General features: G+C 60.2%; 23 protein-coding genes and 1 pseudogene. 11 read left to right on the top strand and 13 right to left on the bottom strand.

Features of this window, described 5'->3' with window-relative positions; translation table 11 throughout:
* Positions 1–79 precede the first annotated feature (79 nt).
* Positions 80–1,435: a GTPase HflX gene (hflX, locus tag GSQ92_RS24465; RefSeq protein ID WP_158802470.1), complete on the top strand. Its 1,356-nt coding sequence runs from the start codon at positions 80–82 to the stop codon at positions 1,433–1,435.
* Between the two features lie 369 nt (positions 1,436–1,804).
* On the opposite strand, the gene GSQ92_RS24455 is transcribed toward hflX, so the two are convergent.
* The 5 genes from GSQ92_RS24455 to GSQ92_RS24435 all read right to left on the bottom strand — a co-directional run bounded on the left by GSQ92_RS24455 (position 1,805) and on the right by GSQ92_RS24435 (position 7,027).
* On the bottom strand, positions 1,805–2,758 hold the full coding sequence (locus tag GSQ92_RS24455; protein ID WP_158802472.1) for an ABC transporter permease: 954 nt from the start codon (positions 2,756–2,758) through the stop codon (positions 1,805–1,807).
* Complete coding sequence (locus tag GSQ92_RS24450; RefSeq protein WP_158802473.1) at positions 2,758–3,666, bottom strand: ABC transporter permease; 909 nt, start codon at positions 3,664–3,666, stop codon at positions 2,758–2,760. Before GSQ92_RS24450 ends, GSQ92_RS24455 begins: the two co-directional genes overlap by 1 nt.
* Positions 3,667–3,731: 65 nt before the next feature.
* Positions 3,732–5,213, bottom strand: a complete 1,482-nt coding sequence (locus GSQ92_RS24445) for a sugar ABC transporter ATP-binding protein (RefSeq protein ID WP_254065567.1) — start codon at positions 5,211–5,213, stop codon at positions 3,732–3,734.
* Between the two features lie 8 nt (positions 5,214–5,221).
* On the bottom strand, positions 5,222–6,301 hold the full coding sequence (locus GSQ92_RS24440; RefSeq protein WP_216849986.1) for an ABC transporter substrate-binding protein: 1,080 nt from the start codon (positions 6,299–6,301) through the stop codon (positions 5,222–5,224).
* Between the two features lie 345 nt (positions 6,302–6,646).
* Positions 6,647–7,027 carry a RidA family protein gene (locus GSQ92_RS24435; protein ID WP_158802474.1) on the bottom strand — a complete coding sequence of 127 codons (381 nt, stop codon included), beginning with the start codon at positions 7,025–7,027 and terminating at the stop codon, positions 6,647–6,649.
* Between the two features lie 125 nt (positions 7,028–7,152).
* Between GSQ92_RS24435 and GSQ92_RS24430 the strand changes: the two genes are divergently transcribed.
* Positions 7,153–8,181, top strand: coding sequence for a LysR substrate-binding domain-containing protein (locus GSQ92_RS24430; RefSeq protein WP_158802475.1), 1,029 nt, complete (start codon positions 7,153–7,155; stop codon positions 8,179–8,181).
* Here the strand turns inward: GSQ92_RS24430 and GSQ92_RS24425 are convergent.
* From GSQ92_RS24425 to GSQ92_RS24400, 6 genes are all read right to left on the bottom strand, one after another.
* Positions 8,108–9,376, bottom strand: a complete 1,269-nt coding sequence (locus GSQ92_RS24425) for a D-amino acid dehydrogenase (protein WP_158802476.1) — start codon at positions 9,374–9,376, stop codon at positions 8,108–8,110. The two genes, GSQ92_RS24430 and GSQ92_RS24425, sit on opposite strands and share 74 nt — an antisense overlap.
* 12 nt (positions 9,377–9,388) lie before the next feature.
* Positions 9,389–10,048 (bottom strand): amino acid ABC transporter permease, encoded by a 660-nt coding sequence (locus GSQ92_RS24420; protein WP_158802477.1) that lies wholly within the window; start codon positions 10,046–10,048, stop codon positions 9,389–9,391.
* Positions 10,048–10,719: an amino acid ABC transporter permease gene (locus GSQ92_RS24415; RefSeq protein ID WP_158802478.1), complete on the bottom strand. Its 672-nt coding sequence runs from the start codon at positions 10,717–10,719 to the stop codon at positions 10,048–10,050. The genes GSQ92_RS24420 and GSQ92_RS24415 overlap by 1 nt, the downstream gene beginning before the upstream one ends.
* The gene (locus tag GSQ92_RS24410; protein WP_158802494.1) at positions 10,716–11,510 is read right to left on the bottom strand and encodes an amino acid ABC transporter ATP-binding protein; all 795 of its coding nucleotides are present in this window, start codon (positions 11,508–11,510) and stop codon (positions 10,716–10,718) included. Before GSQ92_RS24410 ends, GSQ92_RS24415 begins: the two co-directional genes overlap by 4 nt.
* A 22-nt stretch (positions 11,511–11,532) precedes the next feature.
* On the bottom strand, positions 11,533–12,501 hold the full coding sequence (locus GSQ92_RS24405; RefSeq protein WP_158802479.1) for an ABC transporter substrate-binding protein: 969 nt from the start codon (positions 12,499–12,501) through the stop codon (positions 11,533–11,535).
* 67 nt (positions 12,502–12,568) lie between these two features.
* A complete protein-coding gene (locus GSQ92_RS24400) occupies positions 12,569–12,955 on the bottom strand; it encodes a RidA family protein (RefSeq protein ID WP_158802480.1) in 387 nt (128 codons plus the stop codon).
* A gap of 143 nt (positions 12,956–13,098) precedes the next feature.
* Between GSQ92_RS24400 and GSQ92_RS30415 the strand changes: the two genes are divergently transcribed.
* Both GSQ92_RS30415 and GSQ92_RS24390 read left to right on the top strand, forming a co-directional pair.
* On the top strand, positions 13,099–13,542 hold the full coding sequence (locus GSQ92_RS30415) for a hypothetical protein (RefSeq protein ID WP_158802481.1): 444 nt from the start codon (positions 13,099–13,101) through the stop codon (positions 13,540–13,542).
* Between the two features lie 286 nt (positions 13,543–13,828).
* Positions 13,829–14,005 (top strand): LysR substrate-binding domain-containing protein, encoded by a 177-nt coding sequence (locus tag GSQ92_RS24390; RefSeq protein ID WP_158802482.1) that lies wholly within the window; start codon positions 13,829–13,831, stop codon positions 14,003–14,005.
* A 374-nt stretch (positions 14,006–14,379) separates the two neighbouring features.
* Here GSQ92_RS24390 and GSQ92_RS24385 read toward each other — a convergent pair whose 3' ends face one another.
* Positions 14,380–15,903, bottom strand: a complete 1,524-nt coding sequence (locus GSQ92_RS24385; RefSeq protein WP_158802483.1) for an APC family permease — start codon at positions 15,901–15,903, stop codon at positions 14,380–14,382.
* A gap of 202 nt (positions 15,904–16,105) precedes the next feature.
* Positions 16,106–17,368: an FAD-binding oxidoreductase gene (locus GSQ92_RS24380; protein WP_158802484.1), complete on the bottom strand. Its 1,263-nt coding sequence runs from the start codon at positions 17,366–17,368 to the stop codon at positions 16,106–16,108.
* 241 nt (positions 17,369–17,609) lie between these two features.
* On the opposite strand from GSQ92_RS24380, the gene GSQ92_RS24375 reads away from it, so the two are divergent.
* The 7 genes and pseudogenes from GSQ92_RS24375 to GSQ92_RS31120 all read left to right on the top strand — a co-directional run.
* Positions 17,610–18,740, top strand: coding sequence for an LLM class flavin-dependent oxidoreductase (locus tag GSQ92_RS24375; RefSeq protein WP_216856928.1), 1,131 nt, complete (start codon positions 17,610–17,612; stop codon positions 18,738–18,740).
* Complete coding sequence (locus GSQ92_RS24370) at positions 18,737–20,005, top strand: D-arabinono-1,4-lactone oxidase (RefSeq protein ID WP_159014167.1); 1,269 nt, start codon at positions 18,737–18,739, stop codon at positions 20,003–20,005. Before GSQ92_RS24375 ends, GSQ92_RS24370 begins: the two co-directional genes overlap by 4 nt.
* Positions 20,006–20,025: 20 nt before the next feature.
* Positions 20,026–21,501, top strand: coding sequence for an aldehyde dehydrogenase (locus GSQ92_RS24365; RefSeq protein ID WP_159014165.1), 1,476 nt, complete (start codon positions 20,026–20,028; stop codon positions 21,499–21,501).
* A gap of 140 nt (positions 21,502–21,641) precedes the next feature.
* Positions 21,642–23,579 carry a sigma-54-dependent Fis family transcriptional regulator gene (locus tag GSQ92_RS24360; protein ID WP_159014164.1) on the top strand — a complete coding sequence of 646 codons (1,938 nt, stop codon included), beginning with the start codon at positions 21,642–21,644 and terminating at the stop codon, positions 23,577–23,579.
* 602 nt (positions 23,580–24,181) lie between these two features.
* The gene (locus tag GSQ92_RS24355) at positions 24,182–24,967 is read left to right on the top strand and encodes a DeoR/GlpR family DNA-binding transcription regulator (protein ID WP_159014163.1); all 786 of its coding nucleotides are present in this window, start codon (positions 24,182–24,184) and stop codon (positions 24,965–24,967) included.
* Between the two features lie 121 nt (positions 24,968–25,088).
* Positions 25,089–26,126 carry an MFS transporter gene (locus tag GSQ92_RS24350; RefSeq protein WP_254066678.1) on the top strand — a complete coding sequence of 346 codons (1,038 nt, stop codon included), beginning with the start codon at positions 25,089–25,091 and terminating at the stop codon, positions 26,124–26,126.
* A 159-nt stretch (positions 26,127–26,285) separates the two neighbouring features.
* A pseudogene (locus GSQ92_RS31120) lies at positions 26,286–26,789 on the top strand (putative PEP-binding protein); the annotation flags it as partial.

Genomic DNA, 26,789 nt, shown 5'->3' with positions numbered 1-26,789 from the left:
CCGGCGCGAAGCATTGGCTCTGGCGTGCGGCCGACCCAGCCCCATCGGCGCGCCGCTGCTGGCGTGCTAAGGGTGGGCGATGGAAACTAAGCAGCCTGTGCCGCGGGCAATCCTCGTCGGCATCCAACTCGACGGCATTGACGACGTCGCGCACGAGGCGAGCCTCAACGAGCTCGGCCGGCTGGTCGAGACCCTCGGTTACGAGGTCGCAGGGTCGGTGTCGCAGAAACGCGACGGCGTTGGCGGGCTCACGGTGCTGGGCAAGGGAAAGCTCGCCGAGCTGGCCGCGATCACCGGTGGGACCGGGGTCGTGGGAGGATGGACGGCTCCCCAGAAATCGAAGGCACGCGAGCGCTTCGAGAATGCCGAGGCCACGACGCCTAGTGCTCCCGAACCGAAACCGGACGGTGCGCGTAGGCCGGAATTCGTCATTGTCGATCACGAGATATCACCCAGTCAGGCGCGCAATCTCGAAAACGCCACCGGTGCGCAGGTCCTCGACAGGACGGGCGTTATCGTGGAAATCTTCCATCGCCATGCCCGCAGCCGAGAAGCCAAGCTGCAGGTAGAGATGGCACGCCTGAAATACGTGGCACCTCGACTGCGGGAGTCCGCGTCGCGCAGCGAACGCCAACGCGGGGTAGGCGCGGGTGAAAGCGACCTCGAGCTGGATCGCCGCAACATTCGCGATCGCCTGGCGGAGTTGAAAGAGGAGCTGGAACACGTGCAGCGCGATAGCGAGCAGCGTCGGACTGCACGCCGCGACCAGCTGCGCGTCGCCCTCGTGGGATACACGAATGCCGGAAAATCCTCGCTCATGCGCGCCCTGACCGGCAGCGAGGTGCTCGTTGCGGACCAGCTCTTCGCTACGCTCGACACGACGGTGCGGGCGCTCAAGCCGGAAGCGAAACCACGCGTGCTCGTCTCCGATACGGTAGGTTTCATCAAGCATCTGCCGCATGACCTCGTCGCATCATTCAAATCTACGCTCGACGAGGCGCTGGAGGCGTCGTTGCTGCTGTTCGTCGTTGATGCGTCCGATCCGACCTACGAGGCGCAGCTCGAGGTGAGCCGCGCCGTGCTGCGGGAAATCGGCGCAGATGTCGTACCCTCCCGCCTCCTCCTCAACAAGATCGACCGGGTGGACGAAGCGGCGCGTGCGGCGTTGATCGCCAGGCATCCGGATGCGATCCTGACTTCAGCGAAGTCGCCGGAAGACGTGGCCGCATTGCGCGAGACCATCATCGCGTTCTTCGAGGCCTCCATGGTGGAGGAGGAGCTTGCGCTGCCCTACGCCAAACAAGGGCTCCTCGGCGATGTCTACGAGGGCGCCCGGGTGCTCTCCGAGGACTATGACGTCACTGGCCGGATTTTGAAGGTGCGCGGCTTGCCAGGTGCAATTGCGCGCTTGCAACGAGCTATTGCTGGAGGATGATCCCCGTCGTAGAAACACGTTGGCCGCCGCCTTCAGTGGCAAACTGCTCTCGGAAATTCCTGACAGCCAAACAGCCTATTTGATGACCGGGATGTATCTGACGGCCCCGGCGCGACTACGCTCCAGCGGACGGATTTATCGCAGCAGCCCGGGGCATCCGCTCCGCAGCACCTCGACGAAAAGCACTTGTGTCAAGCATGAGAGCGCAACACCTTGGCCCGGACGCTCAATGCAACGTGCGGCACGACGGCTCCAAGTTAAACTGGAAACTCGCCCGCCACCCAACTGTCTTCGTGCGTATCCGCGTCTAGGCGATAAGGTAGCATAACCCCGGACAAGATCGTCTTCGTCATCGTGCGCGAACACCGTTCACTGTGCTTGAGGTCTATTTGCTTTGCCCAAGGCCAAGACCGCTATGATCAGAGCGCCAGTGATAACGTTCTTGAGTCCCGGATCAACCTGGAACACGTTCAGCATGGTGAGGAGCAGGAATAAGAATATCGAGGCGCTCCACGTGCCCACGACACTGGCTTGTCCGCCTGCCACATTGGTGCCGCCGATCACAACCACCGCGATAGAGCTCAGGAGAAACTCGCTGCCCATATTGAGCGATGGCCCGCCTGTAAACCCTGCGAATAGAATGCCGGCGAGAGCGGCAAAGGTCGAGCAGGCCACATAGGCAAATACACGGGTTCGCCGGACGTTCACTCCGGCAAGCCAGGCTGCGGTCATGTTCTGCCCACAGGCGAAAATATGTCTGCCGAAAAGCGAACGCTTCAATACTGCGATGACAGCGGCGGAGGCAACGATAGCAGCTATCACGACCAACGGAATCCCGGCAAGGCGCTGGGTGGTAAAGCTCACCAACAATGGCGCAGGCTTCGCGACCGAAACCCGCGAATAGGCGAAGCAAAACGACTCGATCACGAGCCCAGAAGCGAGGGTGGCCACCATCGGCGGTATCCGAAGCGCCAAAATCAGCAAAGCATTTGCAAGGCCGATGATCACACCGCTTAGAAGACCTATCGCAAATCCCGCCGCCATGCCGGCATTTGCACCTTGCATCTGTCCCGAGGACAGATAGGCGGCCAGCGTGATATTTGCGGGAATCGAGAGGTCGATATTGCCGGCACCGCTGGCCATGACCAGCATCTGCCCCACGCCGACCAGTGCGAAAAACACGGAGTAGTTCAGCGCCCCCGAAATCACCGCGCCTCCGCCTACGCCATGCGAATGTGCGACGATGACCAGCCAAACCAAAACCGCCCCGGCCGTCGCATAGAAGGAGGGTTGTGCGACTAGTCGCCGAATGGCGAGCGGCATCACGTCACTACTCTCCGCCAGGAGATCGCGCGTAACCCCAGGATGCAGACGAGGATGCCGCCCTGCACGCTGTACTGCCACGCAGGAGCCACCGATGCGAAACTCAAGAGGGAGCCAGACAGCTGCATAACCAATGCCCCCATCACGGTTCCAACAGGCGATACGATCCCGCCTACAAATTCCCCGCCACCGATGATGACTGCGCCCACGGAGAGGAGCGTGAGGCCTCGTCCCACATTCGCGTCACCTGTCGTCGTGATTCCTGCCAGGAAGACGCCTGCAATGACGCCGCAAATGCCCGCCAATGCATAGAGGCTCATGCGCGCGCGCAATGTGGAGCGACCTGCTCTTTCGAGAGCGGCGGGGCTGCTTCCAACGCCGCGCAAGATCACGCCGAAAGATGTCTGGTATAGAATTAGATGCCCGAGGAGCATGGCGACGAGCGCCACAAGCACCGGAGCCGGAACCCACGGCGGGCGCAGTCGCATGGCATCGGACAGCCATAGAGGCACATCACCCCCAGGCAGCGGCAGCACCATTAGTCCCAGCCCCAACCAGACGAACGACGCTCCCAGGGTCACTACGATCGAAGGTAGACGCAGCCAGTGGATCAAGGCTCCCATTAGGCCGTAGCCCGCGACACAGGCTAGCAGCGCCGCTGCAGCCAATCCTGGACTCGCGATCCCCGCCACAATGACGTTGACGAGGGCGACGAAGGATCCGATGCTGAGATCAATGTCGCTGGCAGTCATGATGAACATTTGCGCGAGCGCGGTGAAGATGAGAACCGGGGACAGATTCAGCAGTAGCCGAACACCATTGTAGCGCGCGATATTCGGACGCATCCAGAATACGGCTACGAGGACAAGCACCAGGGCAATCACGGACAGAGTCGAGCGTTTGGACATCAAGACCGCCAGAGCCGATCCGGCGTTTTCAGCGTATCGTCGCGAGGTATTAGCCACGACCCGCCTCACGCCTCATGGAAGGAAGCCTGGAGAAGGCGTTCCTCGCTTAGTTCAGATCTCACCAAGGAATCCACCACTTTTCCCTCGTGAAACACGTATACCCGATCGCAGAGGAACAGCTCATCGGTCTCGGTCGTGTACCAGACGAAGCACCGTCCTGAACGCGAAGCCGAATCGATTTGGCTATATAATTCGCGCTTCGTGTCGAAATCCACGCCGCGGGTCGGATCGTCGAACAAAATGATCTCGGCATCTGTCGCAAAGGCCCGAGCCACGAGCGCTTTCTGTCGATTGCCCCCGCTTAGAGACAAAATCGACTGAAGCACAGATTTGCTGCGAATATTTATCTTCTCACGCCATGCCTCGGCAAGGCGCTGTTCTTTGACCGGATTGATGAAACTGCCTCGGGACAGACTTCGGACGCTTGCTATCGTGATATTGGATGCGATCGACCACAGCGGAAATATACCCTCTCGCTGCCTGTCGCCGCTCACATAGGCGGCTGAACCCGTAACCCTGCATCCCTTGTCACGGCCACTGCGAGACGCCGCATAAATCCGGTGGAGAACCTCCTTCTGCCCATGACCGGCCAGGCCGGCCAGACCGACGGTCTCCCCCGCCTCGATCCGCAATTCTGATGGCCCTCCAGTGTTGCCAACCACATCCACGCGCCGCATTCCTGCGAACGACGATGCCTCGGGCGTGACCATCGCTCGTTCGACGGATCCCATCAAAGTGAAAAGACGTTCCCGGGAGAGGCCCGCTCCCGACACGTCGGCAACCACGCCAGCGTCCTTCATGACAACCACACGCTGCGCGAAATTCAAGACCTCGGTGAGTTTATGGGTGATCAAGATGCAGGCTTTTCCATCCAGCACGGTCCGTTGCAAGAATCTGAGCAACTGTTGCGCCGCCGACGAATCCAGCGAGGAGGTTGGCTCGTCGAGGATCACGACTTTCGCAAGATTGTTGCTCTCGGTGAATGCCCTGGCGATTTCCACCATTTGCCGCTGACCAATCGGTAGGTTTCCAACCGGCGTTTGGACGTCTATTCCGTGACCCGGGAATATTTCATGCAATCTCGTTAGGATGAGTGACTTCGCGCGCCTCTTCCAACCTGTGCCTTCCAGACTCGGATGAACAATGAGCGCATTCTCGACGGCGCTGAGATTGGGGCAGAGGGACAGCTCCTGAAACACGCAGCGTATTCCGAGCCTGTGTGCCAGGGCAGGGCCATAGCGCTCGTCCATGGCTTGGCTCTCAAGTATGATGTCGCCGCGATCCGGTGATGTCACCCCAAAGAGAATATTCATGAGGGTGCTTTTGCCAGCGCCATTGTGTCCGACCAGCCCGAGCAGCTCTCCGCCTCGCACCTCCAGATCGACTTGTTTAAGTGCCTGAACCGGCCCGAAAGACTTGCTGATCCCACGCAACGCCAGAAGGGCGCCCTCGTCGGCGGCCCTTCCGTCAGTGCGCTGGATGGCCACGGTACAGGCTACTGCGGCAATTTGGGTTGCGGCAGATCCTTTGGTTTTACCCCGGCCAGATTGTCGTCTATGAGTTCCACGGTGTCTTTCAGCGTGTATTGAGGACTTGCCGCGGTGCCAACCGGTGTGGCGGCAAGCCAGCTATCGAGGGTATTTTCCCTGATCGCCAAAAGTGGCACGTAGAAAGTGTTTGGAACTTTTTTGCCGGCTAGGATTTGTTGAGCCGTCCAAAAAGCGATGGTCGACATGCCGGGCGCGGAGGAGATCGAAAAGGTTTTGTAGCCATCCTTGTCCCTCATCTCCTTCCAGACCGCCAACTCGTCCTGCCTGTTTCCCATGATGATCGTTGGTATCTTCCGGCCAGCCGCCTTGAATGCCTGAAGCGAGCCGTAGCCATCTCCGCCCTGGGTCAGAACACCGTCGATCTGCGGCAGTGTCGGCAACACCGTGGCAACCTGCCTTTGAGCAATTGTCCCGTCCCAATTCCCATAGACAGTCCCGACTTTATGCATATTGGGATACTGCTTGAGCGTCTCGTTGATGCCAGCAGAGATATCTATATCGACCTCTGAACCAGCGACACCACGAATTTCGAGGAAGTTGCCTTTTTCACCCAGCGCTTGTGCCATGTAGTGCGTTTCCTGCACGCCATAGTCTTTGTAGTCGACGTTGACCTTGATGGCACAAGGCTCGGTCGCAAGAGAGTCGTAGATAACGACGACGATTCCTGCGTCGCATGCTTCTTTGATGGTGCCGTTGAGCGCCGTCGGCGATGCGGCATCGACGACTATGGCGTCATACCCCTCAAGTATCAGGTTTTGCATTTGTGTGATTTGCTGAGCAGGATCGTCGTTTCCCGTTATAATCTTCTGCTCGCCGATCACCCCGTCCTTTACAGCCCGGCTGGCGACCGCTTTCCACGCGTTCCAAGCCGATTGCTCCCAGCTGTTGGAACTAAAACCGTCTGTCAGCGCTATGCGCTTTTTCGACGTGTCGCCCGTGGCGACCCCAGCCGCTGCGAACGCGATACTGGTACTACAGAGTCCTACCAGCAACGCGACACCGCTAGCTTGAAGCATGCTCCTCATCGGTCGCTCCCACGTTTCATGTGTAACGTTCCAAGCCATTTGCGGCAGTAACGATGGTCAGCTCAGCCTCCCACTGATCATCGCCGTGATGCGTACGACCGTCTTTTGTCATGCACGAGGATAACCTCCGCAAGCGACGGGATCAGCGTCGTTGGATTCGCATGCCGAGCGGTAACTTCATCCTATGATGGGATGATTAGTCAAGAGCATTCTGGCAGCGGGTCCGATCCATTTCGCGGCCGCCGCAGATTCAACCTGTAGCTGCAGAAGAGCTCGAATTGTTAGATCTTTCACTGATCGAGTGGGATCGTTCGTCACTGGAGATCTCAAGGCTTTCGGGCTCTTCTAGCCAAGGTATGCATGCACCACGCATTCGATGAGCATGCCTGGAACCAAGAGTTCCTTTACCACGACGGTGGATCGGCTCGGGAATGGCTCCGTGAAGAACTCCCTGTAGACCTCGTTGAAGGCGAGGAAATCGGACGCATTGATGATGAAGACGATAACCTGCGTCACATCGGCAATAGTTCCCCCCGCCGCTTCCACCGATTGTTTCACATTGGCGAGCGTGCGGCGGGCCTGGGCCTGCATATCGCCCAGAAGAACTTCCGCCGTTTGAGGATCCTTGGGGATGTGCGTCGAAAGAAGGTAGGGTCCGGCCTGCACGGTTCCGTTGAGCGGCGCGTTTGGCGTGCGGGCAAGCCCGGTTTCAATAACGCGAAACATGATCGACTTCCCTCTCCCGGCAAAGTGTGCCAAACGAAATCACGCTATCATTGACGCCGCCGCGATTTGTCATGAGACTTCCCGATCGTCTATTACCTTTCCTTATAGGCGTCGCTAGGAGCGACATGGCAACCAAGCTCACCTACCGACATATCGAAGTCATTCGGGCGGTGATGCTGACCGGATCGGTTACCGGTGCAGCCGCCAGCTTGCACGTGACCCAGCCGGCAATCAGTCATCTACTACGCGAGATCGATGGACTTCTTGCCTTCTCGCTGTTCGATCGCCAAGCGGGCCGTCTCGTGCCGACCGGACGTGCCAGATTGATCTTCGACGAGATCGAGCGGTCCTTTATCGGACTCGACATCATCAACGACGTATGTGCCCGGCTCCGCGTATCCGAACAGCGCAATGTGACGATTGCCCTGGTCCCCGTGGCAGCCGCGGCCATCATGCCGCCGGTCATCGCCGAATATCGGCGCAGCATTGGAAGTGACTTCTTCCTTATCGACTCAGCCGCAAATGAGCAGGTGATTGGGCAGATCGTCGCGAGAAAGGCAGATTTTGGCGTTGCTCTGGAAACGACGGCGGTTCCTGGCGTTCAGTCGCATCTTCTGTTCGAATTCGAGGCGCGCTGCCTCCTGGCACATGACCACCCGCTGGCCGGCCGCTCGGTAGTCCATGGTGGCGACCTGGCAGGCATGGACATGATCCATGTGCCCCGTGCCGACCGCCTGGCGGATCCGGTCGTCGAGCTTCTCGGCCATGGGGACGCGGCGCCTATCCAGGTCGTCGAATGCGCGGGGGCAACGGGAGCCTGCGCGATGGTTGAGGCCGGCATTGGCTTTGCCATCCTTGACCCGGTCGCGGCTTTCCCCTTCCGCAACTCCCGCATTTGGTTCGCGCGCTTCGAGCCGCGCGTCACCTTCCGGTTCTGTGCCTATTGGCTGGAGGGACGGGAAGCGCGCTTCGACCGGGCGGCGCTGACCCGCTTGATGACCGAACGATGCCGCAACCTCGACCGCCTTTGTCTGAGCGCCGCACCCGGCGAGCCTTCCTCAGGCATTGGGCGCACGCCCGTCATTGGGGTCGCAGTGGGGAAAACGCCTCGGCCGCGACCGGCGGTGTCCGCTTTGCCAGGAGATCGGCGATGACGCGTGCCGAACCGCAGGCGAGCGTCCATCCTAGAGTGCCATGGCCCGAGTTGATGAGCAGATTTTCCGGCCCCGCCTGACCAAGCAGGGGCCTCCCGTCCGGCGTCATTGGCCGCAATCCCGTCCAATGCACTGCTTCTCGATCGGCTGGGAAGCTGGGAAACATCTCTACCAGCGCTGAGATGAGCATGCCGCCGCGCGCCGTATTCAGCCTGCGGTCGAAACCGGCGAATTCCGCCGTGCCGGCCATGCGCAGCCGGTCTCCAAGACGCGAGAAGCCCATCTTGCGTTTCTCATCGACGAGCGACGCAGTTGGAGCGCCATTCCATCCCGCCACCGAGACGGTCGCGGAATAGCCTTTGACCGGATAGATCGGCAGCCGCAGCCCTAGGGAGCGCGCTATCCGCATGCTGTCGCTGCCGAGGCACATCACATAGTAGTCTCCGCGAATCTCCGATCCCGAGACGTTGATCGCGGTGATGCGGTTGCCCTCCGCGCGCAGACGGCCAATCTCGGCGCCGTAGAGGAAACGCACCCCAGACTGTTCCGCGATCGCGGCCAAAGCCTGGGTAAACTTCAGGCAGTCGCCGGTTTCGTCGTCCGGCGAATAGATGCCGCCGGCGATTTCCTGCTCGATCGGCTGCAGCGAAGCCTCCGTCGCGACAACGGCTTCGCGATCGAGCGCGACCTTCCGCATGCCGAGCGCGTTGCTCGCGGCGAGGCCGGCGGCGGCACGGTCCAGACTCTCCTGGCTGCGATGAACGACGAGGATGCCACGCTGTAGGGCGTCGTATTCGATGGCATGGTCACCAGTGACCGCCTTGAGTTCGGCCAGGCTCAGCAAGGCGAGGCTGGTGATGGCGCGGGCGTTTTCACGCCATCGCTCAGCCGTACAGTTGCGGAGAAACTGCGGCCCCCAGCGCCAGAGACCAGGTATGGCTCTCAGGCGAAGCAGCAAGGGGGCATCCTCGCGCCCCAGCCATTTCCAAAGGTCGCCCGGAACATTGGGCGTGCTCCATGGTCCCGCCCCGTTTCCGGCGAGCTGGCTGCCGTTCGCGAAGCTGGTCTCCAGACCGGGCCCTGGCTGCCGGTCGATGACCGTTACCCGGTGGCCCTCCCGCGCCAGGTAATAGGCGGTGGTGACGCCGATAACGCCGGCCCCGAGGACCACGACGTCCTGCGATGTGCTGTTCATCTCATATCCCCGTCAGCGGCCACGCCGCAGGCGTCGCTCCAGGTAGCGGACACCGGCGGACAAGGGTGCTGCCATGACAAAGTAGATTGCGCCCGAGAGCAGATAGATCTGCATGGGCATGAAGTATTCGCTCGACAAATCGCGCGCTCGCAGCGTGAGTTCCGAAGCTCCGATCAGAGAGGCGACTGAGGTATCCTTGAGCAAACCGATCGCGTAGTTGCCGATTGGTGGCAAAACGATTCGCGCTGCCTGGGGAAGGATGATGTAACGCATGGTCTGGCCGCTGGTCATGCCGATGGTCTGCGCTGCCTCGCGCTGCCCACGATCCACGGCGCTGATCCCGGCCCGGTAGATCTCGGAGACATAGGCGCCGCCGTTCATGCCGAGGCCGATGACGGCAGCGAGAAACGCCGGAAGCACTATGCCAAGCGACGGCAGGCCGAAATAGATGAGAAACAGGAGTGCGAGCGCGGGCGCCCCACGAATGACCTCGACATAGGTCAGTGCCGCGCCTGCGAGAATGCGGCGCCCGGAGAGGCGCGCGAGCGCCAGCACTAGCCCGAGGCAGATCGCGAAGACGAACGCAAAGACCGCCATGCGCAGCGTGTTGCCGGCGGCGGCGATCATCTCCGGCAACCAGGTCGCGACATATTGCGGCAGAGTGGTGGGCATCACGCGCGCACCCCTCGGCTGCTGCGTCTCTCCAGCCTGCGCACGAGATGCGACAATGGCAGGCTCATCGCGATGTAGAGCAGCGCCATCAAAAGATAGATCTGCGTGCTGAGATAAGTCTGGTTGATGAGGTTGGTGGCCGCGAACGTGATTTCAGGCGCCGCGATAGCTACGGCGATCGAACTGTCCTTCAGCAGGCCAACACCGTAATTGCCGATGGGCGGCAGCGAGATGCGGATCGCCTGTGGCAAAATCACCCAGATCATCGCCTGCCGCTTGGTCATACCGATAGCGCTGCCCGCCTCCGCCTGTCCGCGCGGCACGGACTCGATGCCTGAGCGGTAGATCTCGGCCAGGTAGGCGGCGCCATTCAAGCCGAAGCCGACGATCGCTGCAGGTAAGGGTGAGATGCGGAATCCGATCTGGCCAAGGCCGAAGTAGATCACGAAGAGCTGCGTCAGAACGGGCACGCAACGGAACACTTCGACATAAGCGGCGGCAATTACCGCAACGCCACGCGAGGATGATCGGCGCAGGAGCGCGATGGCGAGCCCAAGAACCAGTGCCACCAGCAACCCGCCGAGCGTGATCTCGATCGTCGTCACGGCGGCGCGGAGCAGGATCAGGAGACACTCGGGCAGAATCGCGAAGAAGTGCCGCCAGGCGGTCATTGGAACGGCTTCTTCTGCAGGACAGCGCTCAGGAAACTCTGCGTTCGCGCGTGTTGTGGCCGGCGAAAGAGCTCGTGAGGTCCGTTGACTTCGACGATGCGGCCTTTGTCCATGAAGACCACGCGGTCGGAGATCTCCTCAGCGAAGCCCATCTCATGCGTGACGATGAGCATCGTCATGCCTTCGATGGCAAGTTGCCGCATGACGTTGAGCACCTCGCCGACGAGTTCAGGATCGAGCGCGGATGTTGCCTCATCGAACAGCATGAGGCGCGGACGCATGGCCAAGGCGCGGGCGATGGCGACGCGTTGCCGCTGACCGCCGGAAAGCTGTTCGGGGTAGACGTTCCGCTTCTCGGCCAGTCCAACTTTGGCGAGAAGTTCCAGACCTAATGCCTCAGCCTCACCCCGCGACTGCCGCAGAACCTTGACCGGGCCAATGCTAACATTCTGCAGCGCGGTCAGATGCGGAAAGAGATTGAAGGTCTGGAACACCATCCCGATGGTCGAACGCATGCGCGCAAGTTCCGCGTCCCGCAGCGGCAGGTAGCGTCCGTTTACCTGCCGTTCGCCGAAGAGTTTACCCTCGACATACACATGGCCCGCCGTCGGCTGCTCCAGATGGTTGACGCACCGGAGCAGCGTCGTTTTGCCCGAACCGCTAGGTCCGATCAGGCAGACCTTCTCCCCGCGCGCCACATCGAGGTCGATATCCTCAAGAACGCGCAAGGGTCCGAAGGCCTTGCAGACGCCTGTCAACTGCACGAGCGGAGCGGTGGCGGTCGTTTGCATCGTCTCCGTCACGCGGCGCTCGTCAGGAGAAATACTGCTTGTAGTCCTTCATCGTATGGGCGAAGGGGCCGATGATCCCGCCGTCTGCCGTGCGGTCGACGCCGATGCGGGGATCGGGTGTGGGTGGCACAAGATAGTCAGGATTCGACATGCCGAATTTTGTCAGAAGCTCCGCATTGCCCTTGGTCGCCCAAAGCCAGCGAACACCCGTATTGACCGCATCGAACAGGTCGGTGTTCTGGGCATTCATGCCCATAACCGAATGCTGCTTATTCGAGATGATGGGGTAATTGGGATCGCTCGAGATCGGTAGCTGCTGAATGCCTGCCGCGGCACCGCTCTGAATCAGATTATCCACGAAGGGGGCATCGAGAACACCGAAATCAAGCCGCCCCGCAATAATGTCGCGCACACAGGCATCGAAGGTGTCATAGAGCTTGACCTCGGTAATGCCGGGTATCTTCTTAAGCTCCGGCACGATGGTGACGCCGGTGATGCAGCCGACGCTGTGGCCGGAAAAGTCGCTGAGCTTGACATGGCCTTTGATCGGCGTGCCGGCACGCATCGTGACGAAGGCGCCCGTGTAGTAGATCGCATCGGTACACAGCATGATTTGAGCGCGTTGCGGGGTCCAGCCCATATTGCCGAGCATGACGTCCGCACGCCCGGTCTTGACGGACTCAATGGTGGCTGACCATTCCATGAAGGCGGGCTTCGCTTTCAGCCCCAGCTTCTCCGCGATGACGCTGATCATGGAGCCGTCTGTGCCGATGAAGGCGCCGTCCTTCACACCGGTTACGGGCATGACGGGAATCGTCGCGACGGTGATGAAGCCGGGCTCAACGGTTTTGAGTGACGGCGGTGTTGCGGCAAACACCGCTGGGGGTTCCACGAGGCTCGCGAAACCGGCGAGGCCGAGGCCGGCTAATCTTTGACCAAAGGCACGGCGTGAGAGAGTTGGCTGGACAACGCTTGAGCGGCGTCTCGTCATGGTCTTCTCCTCTGATGACTTGCCTTGGCGATCGGGGTGACTTTCGTTTAGCTCGAGACTCTCTTTGTTAGCTTACGCGGCTCGTGCCGATATGAGCCCTCGCCATGACTTCGATGAGACCGCCTGGAATGAGGTTCCCAGCGACCAGCGTGGCGCGGTTCGGGTAAGGACTTTGAAAAAACCCGGCATAGACTTCGTTCATGCCCGCGAAATCTTCGCGCGAGGTTAGGTAGACCTGGATCTGGACCACGTCATCCATGATCCCGCCCGCTGCCTCGACCGTCATGCGCAGGTTTTCCAGCGTGACGCGTGTTTGGTCTCTTATGCCGCCGGGGGCGCAGGTACCGTCAGGGAGGCAAGCCCAGTGGACGGTGTAGAGTATTCCATCAGCAATGATCCCCCAATCCGATGGAACGCCGGATTCTGGCAACGTTGTAGTGACCTTGGTCTTCATCGGTCTTACCCTCTTGAGACGATGTCCACCCAAGAAGAAAGGAATACGCGCAGGAAGGCGAATGAGTTTTCATTATAGGCAATGCGCGCTGCTCATGCTGGACGTCACTGGGCGACGAAAGTCGAAGCTCTTATCGAGACGGTGTGGCTGAAGCGATTACCTCGACAGACGACGAAAGACTGCCGCATACGTCTCTAATGGCGACCAACTCGGCCGCCCCGAAGATCTTTTGCGACGACACGCCGCTGCCGGTGCTGGATAGAACCATAAAACGAACGCGCATTGCCCGGCTGTGGTTCTGTGCGATGGATGATCGCCCGTGGTGCGGCCCGGACCACCCGCGGTGGTTCATCTCTACCTCGAAGACCGCAAAGGCCGGCACGTCGAGGAACATCTGGCTGGTTCGGCTGTTCGACGTCCCTCTCCCGGCCGAGGCGGCTGGACGGCTTGACCGACACTGGGGATCCCGCGCCGCGCCGTTCGGATGGCGTGCCGAGGCGCACGCCGCTGTCAAGTGGACTTCTCCGTCCAATCTGGAGCAAAAGGCGGCTGCACGTAGCGCAGGTTCTTGGGAAGAGCGGCGATAGCTCGCCTATCATCGTCGTCGAGCTTGAAATTCAGCGCGTCGAGACTGGACTGCTGGCCGTCGAGGCGCCGAGCTTTCCGGGATTGCGATGGCGCCATCTTGGTCTAGCAGCCAGGCGATCGTGACTCGCGCTGCTGTTGCACCGTATTTGTCGCCGACCGCGCGTAACGTTTCATCTCACGGATTACCCGAATGGCGTCCCGCGAAGCACTTCATCAGCATGTTCAGAGCGGCCTTGCTGGCGCTGTAGATCTCCCAGAAACCGGGGTGATGCAGCTGGAGATGTTGTGGCAGATGGCTGCGATCTGGCTGTGCGCCTTGGTGACCCCGCATCAGGCACATTCGTCGCGCGTAAGCTCGTCGAGACACGGATCATTGCCGTCGCCTCCCCAAGCTACATTGCGGCCAACGGCAAACCGGAACATCCGATCGAGCTGAGCATTCACGTGCATCGCTTTCTATGATCCAGCGGCCGGTCGACCCATTTGATTGGGAATTCTGAAAGGGCGCCGAGGTCCTACCCGTGAAGACCTCTTCGCGCCTCCTCGTTTCAGACGTCGGCGCAATGCTAGGGGCCTGTCAGGCCGGCGCGGGAATAGCGCAAATCATGCGACTCGGCTCTCACCACCTCGTGGATAGCGGGGCTCTTGCGCGCCTTCATCGAATTTTGCATTGCCGTGATCGCGTGGAGGCGGCGGACAGAGATATTCGATGAGTGGCGCTGAGCCTGCGCGCGGTCCCGGCCCTGGGCAGGCGTGCGGCGATTTTCTTGTTCACATTCCAGCGCTCATTCTTTGTCAGGTCGGCGGCAATAAGTGCCGCCGCAAGCTACGCGTTCTTATGCCCCGCTGATTGCCTCCTCCTCGCGCATGATTTCATGCTGACGATCACGGATCGCGGAATCAGTCGTCGGCGGCCCGGGGAAACGCCGCTTTTCGAAGCCGAACCAACCAACCAACAGTAGAACGAGAATGCCGATAAAGTAGCTGATCAGGATGGCGGTTGGAGGCTGTAGTCCGACCCAGACGATGAAGACGCCACCGAGAACTGCGATCACACCCAAAGGCTTTGACAAGATACCCAGCCGGAAAGGTCCGTAGGTCCGGTTCCTCGCGAACATCGCAGCAAGAATGGCCATTCCATAGCAGAGCTGGTAAAACAGCGCTGTGCCTGCCGCGAGGGCCGCGAAGGCTGAGGAATACAGCGTCACCAGGAGGCAGACGATGGCGCAGGTCCAAATCGCCGGCGCCGGCGTACGGAAGCGGTGTGATACGCGCCGTAGGGCCACTGGCAGGCCTCGGTCGCGAGAAAAGGCGAAGGTGGCCCGCGAGAACCCGGTCAAGCCGACCGCGCCGCAGATATAGGCTGCCAGGACCATAGCCACGGAGATGAAGTCTTTCACGAGTGGCGGAGCGGCAGACTGATCGAACAGGGTTGAAAAGGCATTCCCGCCCTCTTTGGCGATGGCGCCGGGATCCCTCATGGCCAAGGCCAGGACGACGAGCATCGCGAAGCCCAGGCCAGCCGAGAGCAGAGCCGAGTTGATCATCGCCTTCGGCACGGATCGTGCCGCGTCGATGGTTTCTTCAGAGGTATGAGCCGAAGCATCGTAAGCGGTGATGATCCACATCGGCAGTAGAAGCGCGTAGCCGAAGACGAGAATGCCATTGCCTGTTTTGGGCACTATGCCGCCACCTGCCTCGCCCGTGTAATTTGTATAGTCAAACAGATGCGCGATATTCGCGGGGTGGATGCTGAACAGCATGACCCCGATCAGAAGTGCAGCCCCGGCGAGCGTGACATAGGCGCCGAACTCGCCGATCCGCGCCAGCATGCGGACTCCCATATGATTGAGAGCCGCTTGGCTGGCGAGAATGATCGCAACGCCCGCAACCTGATGCCAGTAGCCCCAGCTCGAAGTGTCGATATGGAACACCCAGCCGAGCGCCATCTGATTAAACAGGAGATAGACGGCGACATCGGAACCTGCGACGGCGAATGTATAGGCAAGGAGATTGATCCAGGCCGTTCCCCAGCCCCAGCCACGGCCACCGAGCACAGATGACCAATGATAAAGTCCGCCCGCCGTGGGAATAGCGGAGCTGATCTCCCCCAAAGATGCTGCGGTGGCGACGGCGATTACACAGCCCACGAGCCAAACGCCGGTAATTCCCAGCATTCCCGCCGACGAGAAGCCCTGCTGGATGTTGATGCAAACCGCCCAGAACAGGCCGATAATCATGAAGGAAAGCGCGAAGTTCCCAAATCCGGACATCCGGCGACTCAGCTCCTGCGCATAACCGAACTTGTGCAGGGTCTCGGTGTCTCGCCTGACGATGTCGTCCGTCCTTTGATCAGCCATGGTTGCTCTCCGAATTCGGTGCCTGCACTGAATTAAGGCAAACACCGTGCCGAAAGCGGAAATGCCTGAAGAATGGGCCAAACTCGATATAAAATGTCTTCTAAAGGGATCGGCCGCCCCATAAGCGCGATTTTTGTCTCATCCCTGCTCTATTCGATTCTCAAAGTTGATAATTACCTGAGACGACGTCAGCCCTCGATGATCATTTCGACGCCAAGCTGTCGAACCGTCGTGGGCTGAAGGGCTTCAGCGAAATCGAGGGGGTGCGTTCCCCCAGGAGTTCGGCCACGAGCAGACCGGTCCGCGCGCAGGCCGCCAGGCCGACGTGACCATGGCCGAAGGCATAGGCGATCTGCGGGCAGCGCCGAGACAGTCCGATCACCGGTAGCGAATCTGGCATGCTCGGACGCCGGCCCATCCAGCGAGAGAGCCGGTCTTCGGAATAGCGGGATTGCAAGGCGGGGAAGAGGCGTTGCCCAAGCGTCAGTAACTTGTCGGCCCTCCGCCAATCCGGTGCTGCGTCCAACCCGGCGAATTCGACGGTTCCGGCAAGCCGCAACCCGGTCTCCATGGGCGTCGCGACGAACTTCCCCTCGGCGTCCATGACCGGTAGCCGCGGCATCGCTTCCGGCTCTCGCACAATCACATGATAGCCGCGCTCGGTATCGAGCGGCAGAACATCACCGAGTTGGCCAGCGAGCGGTTTGGAATAGGCCCCCGCTGCAATAACGGCCGCATCGGCGGCGATAGTGCCGTGATTTGACAGAACGCCGCGCAAAGTCGTGCCTTCGAACTCAAAAGCCGTGGCCCGCGCACGAGTGATGGTGCCTCCGTCACGCTGAAACGCATCCGCCCAGCTGTTGATCAGCCGGTTCGGGTTAGTGGTGTGGCCATTGCCCGGAAAGTAGAGGCCGATTCTACAGTCTTTGGACAAACTGGGTTCAAGTTGCCAGACCTCGTCCTGCCCGAGGGTATCGAATACGATTCCGTTGTCACGACGCAGCCGCCAGCCGTAGGCATCCCCTTCAAACGCCTCCCGCGAGCGATAGACAACGAGGTGTCCCTGCCGCCGAATAAGATCCTGCGCACCGGCCCATTGTGCGAGTTCTGAAGTCAGGGCGACTGAATCGTGCAGCAGGTCCCGCAATGCCGCCGCCTGCTCGCCCACCCTGGCGCTGGTTCCAGCGCGCAGAAACCGAATGAGCCAGGGGGTAATCTGCGGCAGGTAGCGCCAGCGGATCGCCAATGGTCCCAGCGGGTCCAGCAGCCATCCGGGGACCTTAGATATATTGCCGGGCAGCGACATCGGCACAACGGAAGACAGATTGAGGCAGCCGGCGTTGCCGAAGGAGGATCCTTGTGCGATGGGATCCGGGTCGATGATGGTTACCTCGTGCCCGTCACGCAATAGCCAACTGGCGCTCGATACCCCCAGAGCGCCTCCACCGATCACGGCCACCTTCATCTTAAGCCTCCTCAGCCTTTACCATCGGAGAAATCAGCCGCAAGAGCCATGCCAGCCCGGCGAGCCTCCCACGGGCGCGCGCTGTCTCATAACCGACCGGAACGCCTCTCAGGGCTGAGACAGCGAGAGTCCGAGGAACGACATGCGACTAATTTAACCTATTGATATCATGAGGTAGTCGTTCGGCTAGCCGACTGGCATGGCTCTTGCGGGATCGAGGTCGTGTCTGTGATGGATGGGGATGACCGTGAAACTCGCTTTATTCATGATGCCGATGCACAACATGCACCGCAGCTACCCAGTAACGCTCGAGGAAGATATCGAGGCGTTCAAGTTCGCCGATGAGCTGGGCTTCGATGAGGGCTGGTGCGGTGAGCACTATTCTTCGGACATCGAGCAGATCTCGTCTCCGCTGATTTTCCTTGCCCATATCGCCAACCTAACACGGACCATGAAGCTCGGAACTGGCGTTGTTTCCCTGCCGATTTACCATCCTGCACAGCTCGCGGCTCATATAGCCTTGCTCGATCACCTCACCAAAGGACGCCTCATCCTTGGTATCGGGACCGGAGGTCTCGGTTCCGATTTCGAGCTTTTCGGCCTGGAGGGTGCCGACCGTCAGGCGATGATGCTGGACTCTATCAGCCTTATGCAGCGGATCTGGGCATCCGATCCGCCCTATGACCTGCCCGGCAAGTTCTGGAACATCGGTTTGAGCAAGACAGTGTGGCCCGATCTTGGGGTGGGAGTCCTGCCCAAGACTTTGCAGCGGCCGCATCCGCCACTCGCAGTTTCAGTGAGCAGCCCAAATTCGAATTCGATCCGGGTTGCCGCGCGTAACAATCTGATGCCGATCTCGGCCAATTTCGTTGCGTCCTGGGTGGTGAAGACCCATTGGGAAACTTACACCGACGAGATGGCCAAGCTTGGACGCGAGCCGGATGGCCAAAACTGGCGCGTTGCGCGAAGCATCCATGTCGCCGAAACCGACGAGGAGGCCGAAGCCTTCGTCAAGCAACCCGGCGGCGCCTATGACTGGTATTACGACTACATGTTCCAGGTCTATGCTCGAATGGATGCCGCCGCTCTTCTGGCACCGATGCCCGGTATGGATGCGGCGTCCATCACCCACGTAATGGTCCGTGACAACTTTGTCATCCATGGTAGCCCGGAGACTGTAGCGCGAAAGCTGCTCAAGTTCCGTAAGGAAGTTGGCCCGTTCGGCACACTTATGATGACGGCTCATGATTGGACCGCTAAAGCAAGCATGCGCAAATCCATGGAATTGCTGGCGACGAAGGTCATGCCTGTTGTCCGTGAGGAACTCAGCGGGGAGTCAACCCGTCCGCTGGAACGTCGGAGAGCTGGATGACCGGAAATGGCGAGACCCTTTTGCAGCCCGGACGTTTATGGTGGAACTGGTTCGGCGAGCAGTATTTTGTGCCGCAGTATGTTGCCAAACCCAGGACGGAAGAGGATGTCCGTCAGATCGTTCTAGCCGCTCGCCGTCTAGGAATATCGATCCGGGCAAGCGGCGCCGGTCATTCCAATCCTGCGATCGTGCCGACGCCAGGGATCCACGTCGATTTTGACGAGTTTCGCGATATCGTCAGCTTCGACCATGATACGCTGCGTGTGGTGGTTCGTCCTGGGATTCGGGTCGGCGACCTCAGCCGCGCCCTCAAGGAGCAAGGCATGTCGCTCAACAACCAGGGCGACATCGATACTCAATCCATCGCCGGAGCAATCGTCACCGCCACACATGGTGCCGGAATTACCTTGCCCTGCCTGTCGGCTCAGATGATTGCCGCGCGCATCGTAACCGCCGATGGGAACATTCTTGAGCTTTCGGCGGAAAAGGACGGAGAACTCTTCAAGGCGTTCCGGACTTCGCTCGGGATGTTCGGCCTGATCGTATCGATCACGATCCAGGCAGTTCCTTCCTACAACATCCACAAACGATCCTGGAACACTGATACTGAGGACTGCCTGGAGTCGCTCCACGAGCTTCTGCGCGACAATCGCACCTTCTGGTTCTTTTGGCTTCCGCTGAAGGAATCGGCTGATCTCTATGAACTGCCCAGCGGCGCCGTTTCTTCAAAGGCGACGCGCGAGAATGATATCTGCCATATGCGGGTATACAATGCAGCGCCGGTCGCCGACCCACCCCCGACAGTCGGCCCGGGTGAGCAGTTCGGCCATAGTTCGGCGATCTATCCGAACGTCTACCTGCCGAATTTCCGTGAGGTCGAATATGCTGTTCCCTTCGCATCCTTCGAGCAAACGTTTGACGAGCTCCGCGCTCTCTTCAAGACGAAATATCCCGAGGCGCTTTATCCAATTGAATGCAGGGCCGTGAAGGCGGATGATTCTTATCTCAGCGCTTACAGCGAGCGGGATGGTTATGCGCTGTCGGTCTCGGGACCCATGGAGGAGTCAAGCTGGGGTCTACTCCGGGACGTCGATGCCGTGTTCGAACGCCATGACGGCCGGCCGCACTGGGGCAAACATCACTTCATGTCTCCTTCTCGAATGGAAAAACTGTTTCCCCGATATGACGATTTCAAACGTCTTCGGCGAGAAATCGACCCTGATGGGGTCTTTTTGAACGACCACTTACGCGCGCTCTTCACCTAGAAGGCGTAGAAAGGTTCGTCATGTCCTATGAGTATAACCTACCGGCCGGAACCGTCTGGAATCTTATCATCGACGGCAAGTCGGTTCCCGCCGTGGCGGGCCGGACCTTCGAGAGCCGAAACCCCGCAACTGGTGAACTCCTGGCCTTGGTTGCCGAAGGCGACGCCCAGGACATTGAATTAGCGGTCCAAGCCGCGCGGCGAGCTTTTGACGGACCATGGAGCCGCTTCACGCCGTTCCAGCGGCAGGAATGTCTGTTGAAATTGGCTGACCTCGTTGACGAGAATTTTGAGGCGTTTAGCCTCCTCGACACACTGGATATGGGTGCCCCGATCTCCTTCACGCGCGGCCGACGCCAGCGCGCAATCGGTATGCTGCGCTTTTATGCAGGGCTTTGCACGTCGACCAATGGCGAGACGCTGCCTAATTCGCTTCCAGGGAACGTCTTCAGCTATACATTGAAGGACCCCATTGGTGTCGTCGGCGCAATCACCCCTTGGAACGCGCCGCTCACCTCAACAATTTGGAAGATCGGTCCCGTTTTAGCGTCGGGATGCACGATGGTCCTGAAGCCGGCCGAAGATGCGCCTTTGACCGCCCTTCGACTAGGCGAGCTGGTGCTGGAAGCGGGATTCCATCCGGGCGTGGTCAATGTTGTTCCTGGGTTGGGCGCTGAAGCTGGCGCGGCATTAGCCAGTCACAGGGGAGTGGACAAGATCGCATTTACTGGTTCGGACGAAACCGGGCGGAAAATCATCGAGGCCTCCAAAGGTAACATCAAGCGGCTCATGCTCGAACTCGGCGGTAAGTCTCCCGACGTGATTTTCGCGGATGCCGACCTTGACGCCGCCGTTGCTGGTGCGGGCATGGGTGTTTTTGGCAATACGGGTCAAATCTGTAGCGCCGGGACACGAATCCTGGTCGAACGCCCTATCTACGATGAGTTTGTTGCGAGGTTGTCCGATTTTGCGGCGGCCCTACGGGTCGGCAAAGGGATCGATCCGGCGACCCAAATCGGCCCGGTCGTGTCCGCGAAGCAGCTGAACCGAATCATGAACTACATCGATATCGGGCTGCGGGAAGGGGCATCCATCAAGACCGGCGGCGCGCGCCTGGATGATGACGGCTTGCGCGAGGGTCATTTCATTCGGCCAACAGTATTGGCAGGCGCGCGAAACGACATGCGGATCGCTCAGGAAGAGATTTTCGGTCCTGTCGCGTCCGTCATCCCCTTCGACACAGCCGAAGAAGCGGCGGCACTAGCAAATGCCACACAATTTGGTTTGGGAGGCGGTGTTTGGACGCAGAACCTGGCCAAGGCCCATCTCATGGCGAAGGCCATTCGATCGGGCACTGTCTGGGTGAATTGTTACGGGCTGCTCGACCCCGTCATCCCATTCGGTGGCTATAAAGCTAGCGGCTATGGCCGGGAATCTGGGCTCCACCATGTGGAGGAATATTTGCAGACAAAATCGGTGGTTATTCAAAACGGCTAAGATACATCTCCTCGCTGTGACTGACGTTACGATCGGGACTCTCAAGGCGGAGCCATCCCGCGACGCAGCATTTTCTTGACTTGGCCGTCAACGCGCGCCGACAATCGATCGGAACAGAGTTCAATCGATTGGACTTGCCCATGGTCGTTGAAAGGTCGGGTATCCGGTCCGTAGCAAAGCTGCCCAAGGAGGTAAAGGCCGGCGATCTGCTCGCCTCCAGGGCGATTAGCTTGACACCTTCTCGGCAGCGCTGCGTTGAGCGGTTCAATTTAGATATGGGCATGAAGCCCAGGATCGGCTGCCTCACGACCCACGAAGTGCGCGAGCATCAGGAACCTTTCGAAGATCTTTTAGCAACCATCGACGAAGAGCTCGACTACATTTGGCTGCCTCTCTCGAGCGTTAACTTCAGTGCCAGCTTTTCGAACATGGCGGGTACGATCGTCTACTATCGCTCTGACCACCAGTCCGGCAATCACGTCGAAACCGAAAGGGCCGGCACGCTTTGGGCTGAGGGCATTGCTGGAACGAATGGCGTCGGAACCTGCGTGATCGAGCGCCGCCCGACGGAAGTCTTTCAAGCGGAGCACTTCTTTCGCGACTTCGCGGCCATGTCGTGTGTGGCGGCGCCGGTTTTGTCCGCGGATGCCGAGATGACAGGCGTACTGAATTTCTGTACTGCGGACCCGAATCTACGCGAAGACTTATTCATCATGGTTTCCGGACTGGTTCGCAAGACCGCCGATCGGCTGAACAATCACCTGTTTCGCCGTCAATACCGGGACAATACACTTCTCAAGGCACGGAGCGAGGCGGGTCCCATCCTGCTCGCGCTGAACGATAGCGCAGAGGTAACGGGTGCCAATCAGCTGGCACGTCGGTGGCTCAATCTAGAGGAGGGACCGCTCAAGCCCGAGCTCCTCGGCACATTGCTTGAGGTCGAGCAGCCATCCCAGGCCGACATGCACAAGAATGGCATGCTTGTGATGCGGCATCGAAACGGAGAAACTGTCTTCAAGATCACGCGGGATCGTCGGAGCCTGTCGTCGAGCTGTGTCGATCGCGCCGCACGATTGCGTGGAACTCCGTCGCCGGCTAGCACGCGCCATAAGGTCGCTGATCCGCTTTCCGTTGACGAAGTCCTTGGTGACGACCCACGCGTGGCCAAACAGCGTCATTTGCTGAGCCGCATCTCAGGGAGCCGATTGCCTATCTTGATATTGGGTGAGACGGGTTGTGGGAAGGACGCGCTCGCGCGCGCGCTCCATCTCGAGGGAACGCGCCGGGACAGACCTTTTGCATCGTTCAACTGCGCAGCCGTCCCGGAAACGCTCATCGACAGCGAGTTGTTCGGCTACACCGCGGGTGCCTTCACAGGGGCAAGGCGCGAAGGCAACGTCGGGCGGCTAATCGAGGCCGATGGCGGAACGCTTTTCTTGGACGAAATAGGCGACATGCCGTTCGCTCTGCAAACCAGGCTTTTACGTGTGCTAGAATCCGGAGAAGTAAGCCCTCTGGGATCTGGTAAGACTAGCATCATTGATGTGCAGGTTATCGCGGCGACAAATCAGGATTTGAAGACACGTGTTGCCGAGGGACAATTTCGGGCCGACCTCTATTATCGTATTGCTGGCGTCGTAATCAACTTACTACCGCTGCGCGATCGACAGGACGCCGTGCCGCTGTTCGAGGCGATGCTGAAACGTCTCAGCGACGGGCGGCAGGTGACCCTCTCGGCTCCCGCTGTCGAAGCGATGCGTCGTCATCCTTGGCCCGGCAATGTCCGGGAAATGAAGTTCACGTTGCAGCGCGCCCTCCAGTTATGTGTCGGCGATGTCATACTGCCGGCGGACTTGATGATTGAGGAGATCGGCGCTGCCGATCGCGCCAGTTCCTCCACCACAGAAACGTCGGACCAGCGACCTACGGCCCGGGCAGCCCGCGCCTTATCTGAACGCGCAGCCATAGTGGAAGCAATGAGAAAAAGCGGTGGGGATGCCAGCCGTACAGCAGCGATGCTGGATGTGAGCCGCGCAACCCTCTACCGCAAACTAAAGCAGCACCATTTGCGTAGGTAGCGACTGTCATACCCAATCGTTTTATTACCTGCAAAAAATGATGAATCGACCGTCTACTATCGACGCCCGTGCGTTTTGTTGTTCTATCCAAGGACTCGAGGCTGCACCAGTAATGTCGACGTTACGACACTGCCGCGATTTTGGGAGTGATCCTCATGGACAGCATAATCTTAAGGCGTTACCGAATCTGCTATTTCTCGCGGGAGAACGGCGCGGTTGGCTGCAGTCTCAAGAGGCGCGAATGGATATTATCGCGTATTGACAATCCCCGCATACACTACTCCGGAGCGTTGGATATATCCTTCACCGTGCGCACGACCGCCGACGAAACGCCGCACGCTTGATGCTCTGCAGACGATCGAACACCTGTTTCAGACTATCTCCCTATAGCCATAGCGGTCATCGTCGATGATGGCCTGAGCGACATTGTCGCCGATATGACGCTGGCGCGCGTCTCGGCGACAGTCATTTCGCGCCAGTGCTAGCACATGGCAGGCGGCTTTTCAAAATCAACCGGGTCCGAGTGAGCGTCTCGGGCAAGGTCGAGCGGATGAAACGTCGATCCGCTTGTCGTGCGCATTCTGGCGTGATAATGCACAATTATGCACGGTTCATCAGCACTTCCGCTCGATCGTCGTCAGCAGATCGCACGTCGCCTCACCCGGGGTGAGGCGGTAAGCGCTGCAGCTCTGGCGACCGAATTCAACGTCTCTGAAGATGCGATCCGGCGCGATTTGCGCGCCCTCACGGCCGAGGGTGTGTGCAAGCGCGTCTACGGTGGCGCGCTGCCACTGTCTCCGGCATCGTCACCAATACACGTCCGGTCAGGCGAGGACATCGGACAGAAGCGCGCCCTTGCGCGCACGGCGGCGCGGCTCGTTCGCGAAGGACAGACGTTGTTCCTCGATACCGGTAGCACTAACCGCCAACTTGCAATGGAACTACCCCAGGATGCCGGCCTTACGGTCGTGACCAATTCAATCCCAGTTGCCGCCGCGCTGATGGAGTGTCACGGGATCGCGCTAGTCATGATTGGCGGATCTGTGGACATCACGATCGGTGGATGCGTCGGCGCTCGGTCGGTTGCGGAGATGCAGCGTTTCCGGATTGATCTTTGTTTTCTCGGCACCTGCGCGATCTCTATCGAACACGGCATCGCCGGATTCAATATGGCGGATGTCGACTTCAAGCGCGGCCTGATCGAAGTCAGTGCCGAGACAGCCCTGATGCTTGCCAGCGCGAAACTCGAGACGGCAGCACCCTACCGCATAGGTTGGGCCGCCGACGTCGATTATTTGGTTGTCGAGCATGACGCGCCCCTCTCAATCGTTGGGGCACTGCGCGAAACCGGGACGGCGGTCCGAATTGCGGATGCGCCCCGTGGCTGACGATTGTGCGCAGCCTCCCGGGATTGGCATAATCCATTCGGCAGATCACGCAAAGACACGTCTCGCCACGCGTCTATCCTTCCTAGCTGCGGGCTTCAGCATGTCGTGCTGGGCGTCACTCGTGCCCTTCGCCAAGGGGAGGATCGGCGTCGACGACGGTACCTTCGGCCTGCTCCTTCTGTGCCTCGGGATCGGCTCGATCGTGGCCATGCCGCTCACGGGATGGCTCACCGCGCGACTGGGGAGCAAGCCGATGATTCTTGGCGGCGGCTTCGGCCTCGTGTTGCTGCTGCCGGTGCTATCGGTCGCGGACAGCGCGTTCGTCCTTGCGGTGGCGCTCCTCGGATTTGGGGCCTCGCTTGGCACGATCGACGTGGCGATGAATGTCCATGCCGTCGAGGTTGAGCGCGCGGCACAGCGGCCGCTGATGTCGGGATTTCACGCGATGTATAGCATCGGCGGGTTCGCGGGCGCCGGGGGCATGATCCTCCTGCTCTCGGCTGGTGTGAAACCGTTCGCCGGAGCGTTGTGCGGCAGTGCGGCCGCGCTTACGGCTCTTGGACTTGCCTGGCCGCGTCTGCTTCGGGCGCGGGGCGCGCCGGTGCCTTTCGTGGCACCACGCGGTGTCGTCTTGCTGCTGGCAGGGCTTGGAGCAATCACCTTTCTCGTCGAGGGCGCAATCCTCAACTGGAGCGCGCTGCTCGTGATCGGCGCGCGACTGGTGGACGCGGCACAAGGTGGGCTCGGCTATATGCTGTTCGCGATCGCGATGACGATTGGCCGGCTGACCGGTGACCGCTTCGTGGCAGCAGCCGGCAACGCCCGCGTGTTGATCTGGGGCGGTTTGACCGCCATTTTGGGATTCATCGTGCTTCTGACCATACCGTTCCCGCCGGTCGCGATGGCGGGATTCCTCCTGATTGGCTTTGGTGCGTCGAATCTCGTGCCGGTACTCTTTCACCTGGCCGGTCGGCAGACAGCCATGCCGGCGGCCCTCGCCGTCGCCGCACTGACCACCACCGCCTATGCGGGCGTCCTCGCTGGCCCCGCGGCCATCGGGTTCCTCTCTCAGGCGATCGGTCTCCACGCCGCCTTTTGGCTGCTGGCCGGCCTGATGACCCTGGTGCCGATCTCGGCGCGGCGTGCGACGATCGGATAAGCGATGAAGCTCGCTCATATCGCGACCTTGCCCCGCGGCCTTCAGCTCGAACTGATGGCCGCCCCCTGGGTCGAGGGTGGTGCTCCACAAGATCGCCTTGGGTGGGCTCAAGTCGCGCTGTCACTGGAGAGTGTCGATGCGGTCGATGCCGCGGCGGCCCGCATCGGCGCCGTGCGTCAGATGATCATGGCGAGCGACGAGGCGGGGCGACGCGTCGCGCTCGAGAAGCTGATGCCCTTCCAGCGAGACGATTTCATCTCGCTCTTCCGCATCATGGTCGGGCTGCCGGTGACCATCCGCCTGCTCGACCCGCCGCTGCATGAATTCCTGCCGCATGGCGAGCAGGAGCTGGCCGAGGTGGCGCAGGCGATCGGCGTCGATACGTCCGTGATGCGCCAGCGCGCGGCGGATCTCTCGGAAGCCAATCCGATGCTCGGCCATCGCGGCTGCCGCCTCGGCATCACCTATCCCGAGATCTACGAAATGCAGGCCCGCGCCATCTTCGAGGCGGCGCTGGCGATCGTGGCCGAGGGCGGCGAAGCACCGGTGCCGGAGATCATGATCCCGCTGGTGGGCAGCAAGCGCGAATTGGAGATCACCCGCGCCCAGGTCGATCGCATGGCCGAGCAGGTCTTCGCCGCCGCCGGACAGCGGATCGAGTAT

Source organism: Acidisoma sp. S159, from assembly GCF_009766125.1.
Taxonomy (GTDB): domain Bacteria; phylum Pseudomonadota; class Alphaproteobacteria; order Acetobacterales; family Acetobacteraceae; genus Acidisoma.
Note: the sequence above shows the minus strand (reverse complement) of the source record. Positions and strands in the feature narration are given on the sequence as shown.

Excerpts from the sequence above, each read along its gene's own strand:
- GSQ92_RS24360 (WP_159014164.1), top strand. The coding sequence starts at position 21,642 with ATGGTCGTTGAAAGGTCGGGTATCCGGTCCGTAGCAAAGCTGCCCAAG.
- GSQ92_RS24415 (WP_158802478.1), bottom strand. The coding sequence starts at position 10,719 with ATGACCGCCTGGCGGCACTTCTTCGCGATTCTGCCCGAGTGTCTCCTG.
- GSQ92_RS24440 (WP_216849986.1), bottom strand. The coding sequence starts at position 6,301 with ATGAGGAGCATGCTTCAAGCTAGCGGTGTCGCGTTGCTGGTAGGACTC.
- GSQ92_RS24355 (WP_159014163.1), top strand. The coding sequence starts at position 24,182 with ATGCACGGTTCATCAGCACTTCCGCTCGATCGTCGTCAGCAGATCGCA.
- GSQ92_RS24420 (WP_158802477.1), bottom strand. The coding sequence starts at position 10,048 with ATGCCCACCACTCTGCCGCAATATGTCGCGACCTGGTTGCCGGAGATG.
- GSQ92_RS24380 (WP_158802484.1), bottom strand. The coding sequence starts at position 17,368 with ATGAAGGTGGCCGTGATCGGTGGAGGCGCTCTGGGGGTATCGAGCGCC.
- GSQ92_RS24405 (WP_158802479.1), bottom strand. The coding sequence starts at position 12,501 with ATGACGAGACGCCGCTCAAGCGTTGTCCAGCCAACTCTCTCACGCCGT.
- GSQ92_RS24365 (WP_159014165.1), top strand. The coding sequence starts at position 20,026 with ATGTCCTATGAGTATAACCTACCGGCCGGAACCGTCTGGAATCTTATC.
- GSQ92_RS24410 (WP_158802494.1), bottom strand. The coding sequence starts at position 11,510 with ATGCAAACGACCGCCACCGCTCCGCTCGTGCAGTTGACAGGCGTCTGC.
- GSQ92_RS24385 (WP_158802483.1), bottom strand. The coding sequence starts at position 15,903 with ATGGCTGATCAAAGGACGGACGACATCGTCAGGCGAGACACCGAGACC.
- GSQ92_RS24430 (WP_158802475.1), top strand. The coding sequence starts at position 7,153 with ATGGCAACCAAGCTCACCTACCGACATATCGAAGTCATTCGGGCGGTG.
- hflX (WP_158802470.1), top strand. The coding sequence starts at position 80 with ATGGAAACTAAGCAGCCTGTGCCGCGGGCAATCCTCGTCGGCATCCAA.
- GSQ92_RS24425 (WP_158802476.1), bottom strand. The coding sequence starts at position 9,376 with ATGAACAGCACATCGCAGGACGTCGTGGTCCTCGGGGCCGGCGTTATC.
- GSQ92_RS24370 (WP_159014167.1), top strand. The coding sequence starts at position 18,737 with ATGACCGGAAATGGCGAGACCCTTTTGCAGCCCGGACGTTTATGGTGG.
- GSQ92_RS24375 (WP_216856928.1), top strand. The coding sequence starts at position 17,610 with ATGACCGTGAAACTCGCTTTATTCATGATGCCGATGCACAACATGCAC.
- GSQ92_RS24400 (WP_158802480.1), bottom strand. The coding sequence starts at position 12,955 with ATGAAGACCAAGGTCACTACAACGTTGCCAGAATCCGGCGTTCCATCG.
- GSQ92_RS24455 (WP_158802472.1), bottom strand. The coding sequence starts at position 2,758 with ATGCCGCTCGCCATTCGGCGACTAGTCGCACAACCCTCCTTCTATGCG.
- GSQ92_RS24450 (WP_158802473.1), bottom strand. The coding sequence starts at position 3,666 with ATGTCCAAACGCTCGACTCTGTCCGTGATTGCCCTGGTGCTTGTCCTC.
- GSQ92_RS24435 (WP_158802474.1), bottom strand. The coding sequence starts at position 7,027 with ATGTTTCGCGTTATTGAAACCGGGCTTGCCCGCACGCCAAACGCGCCG.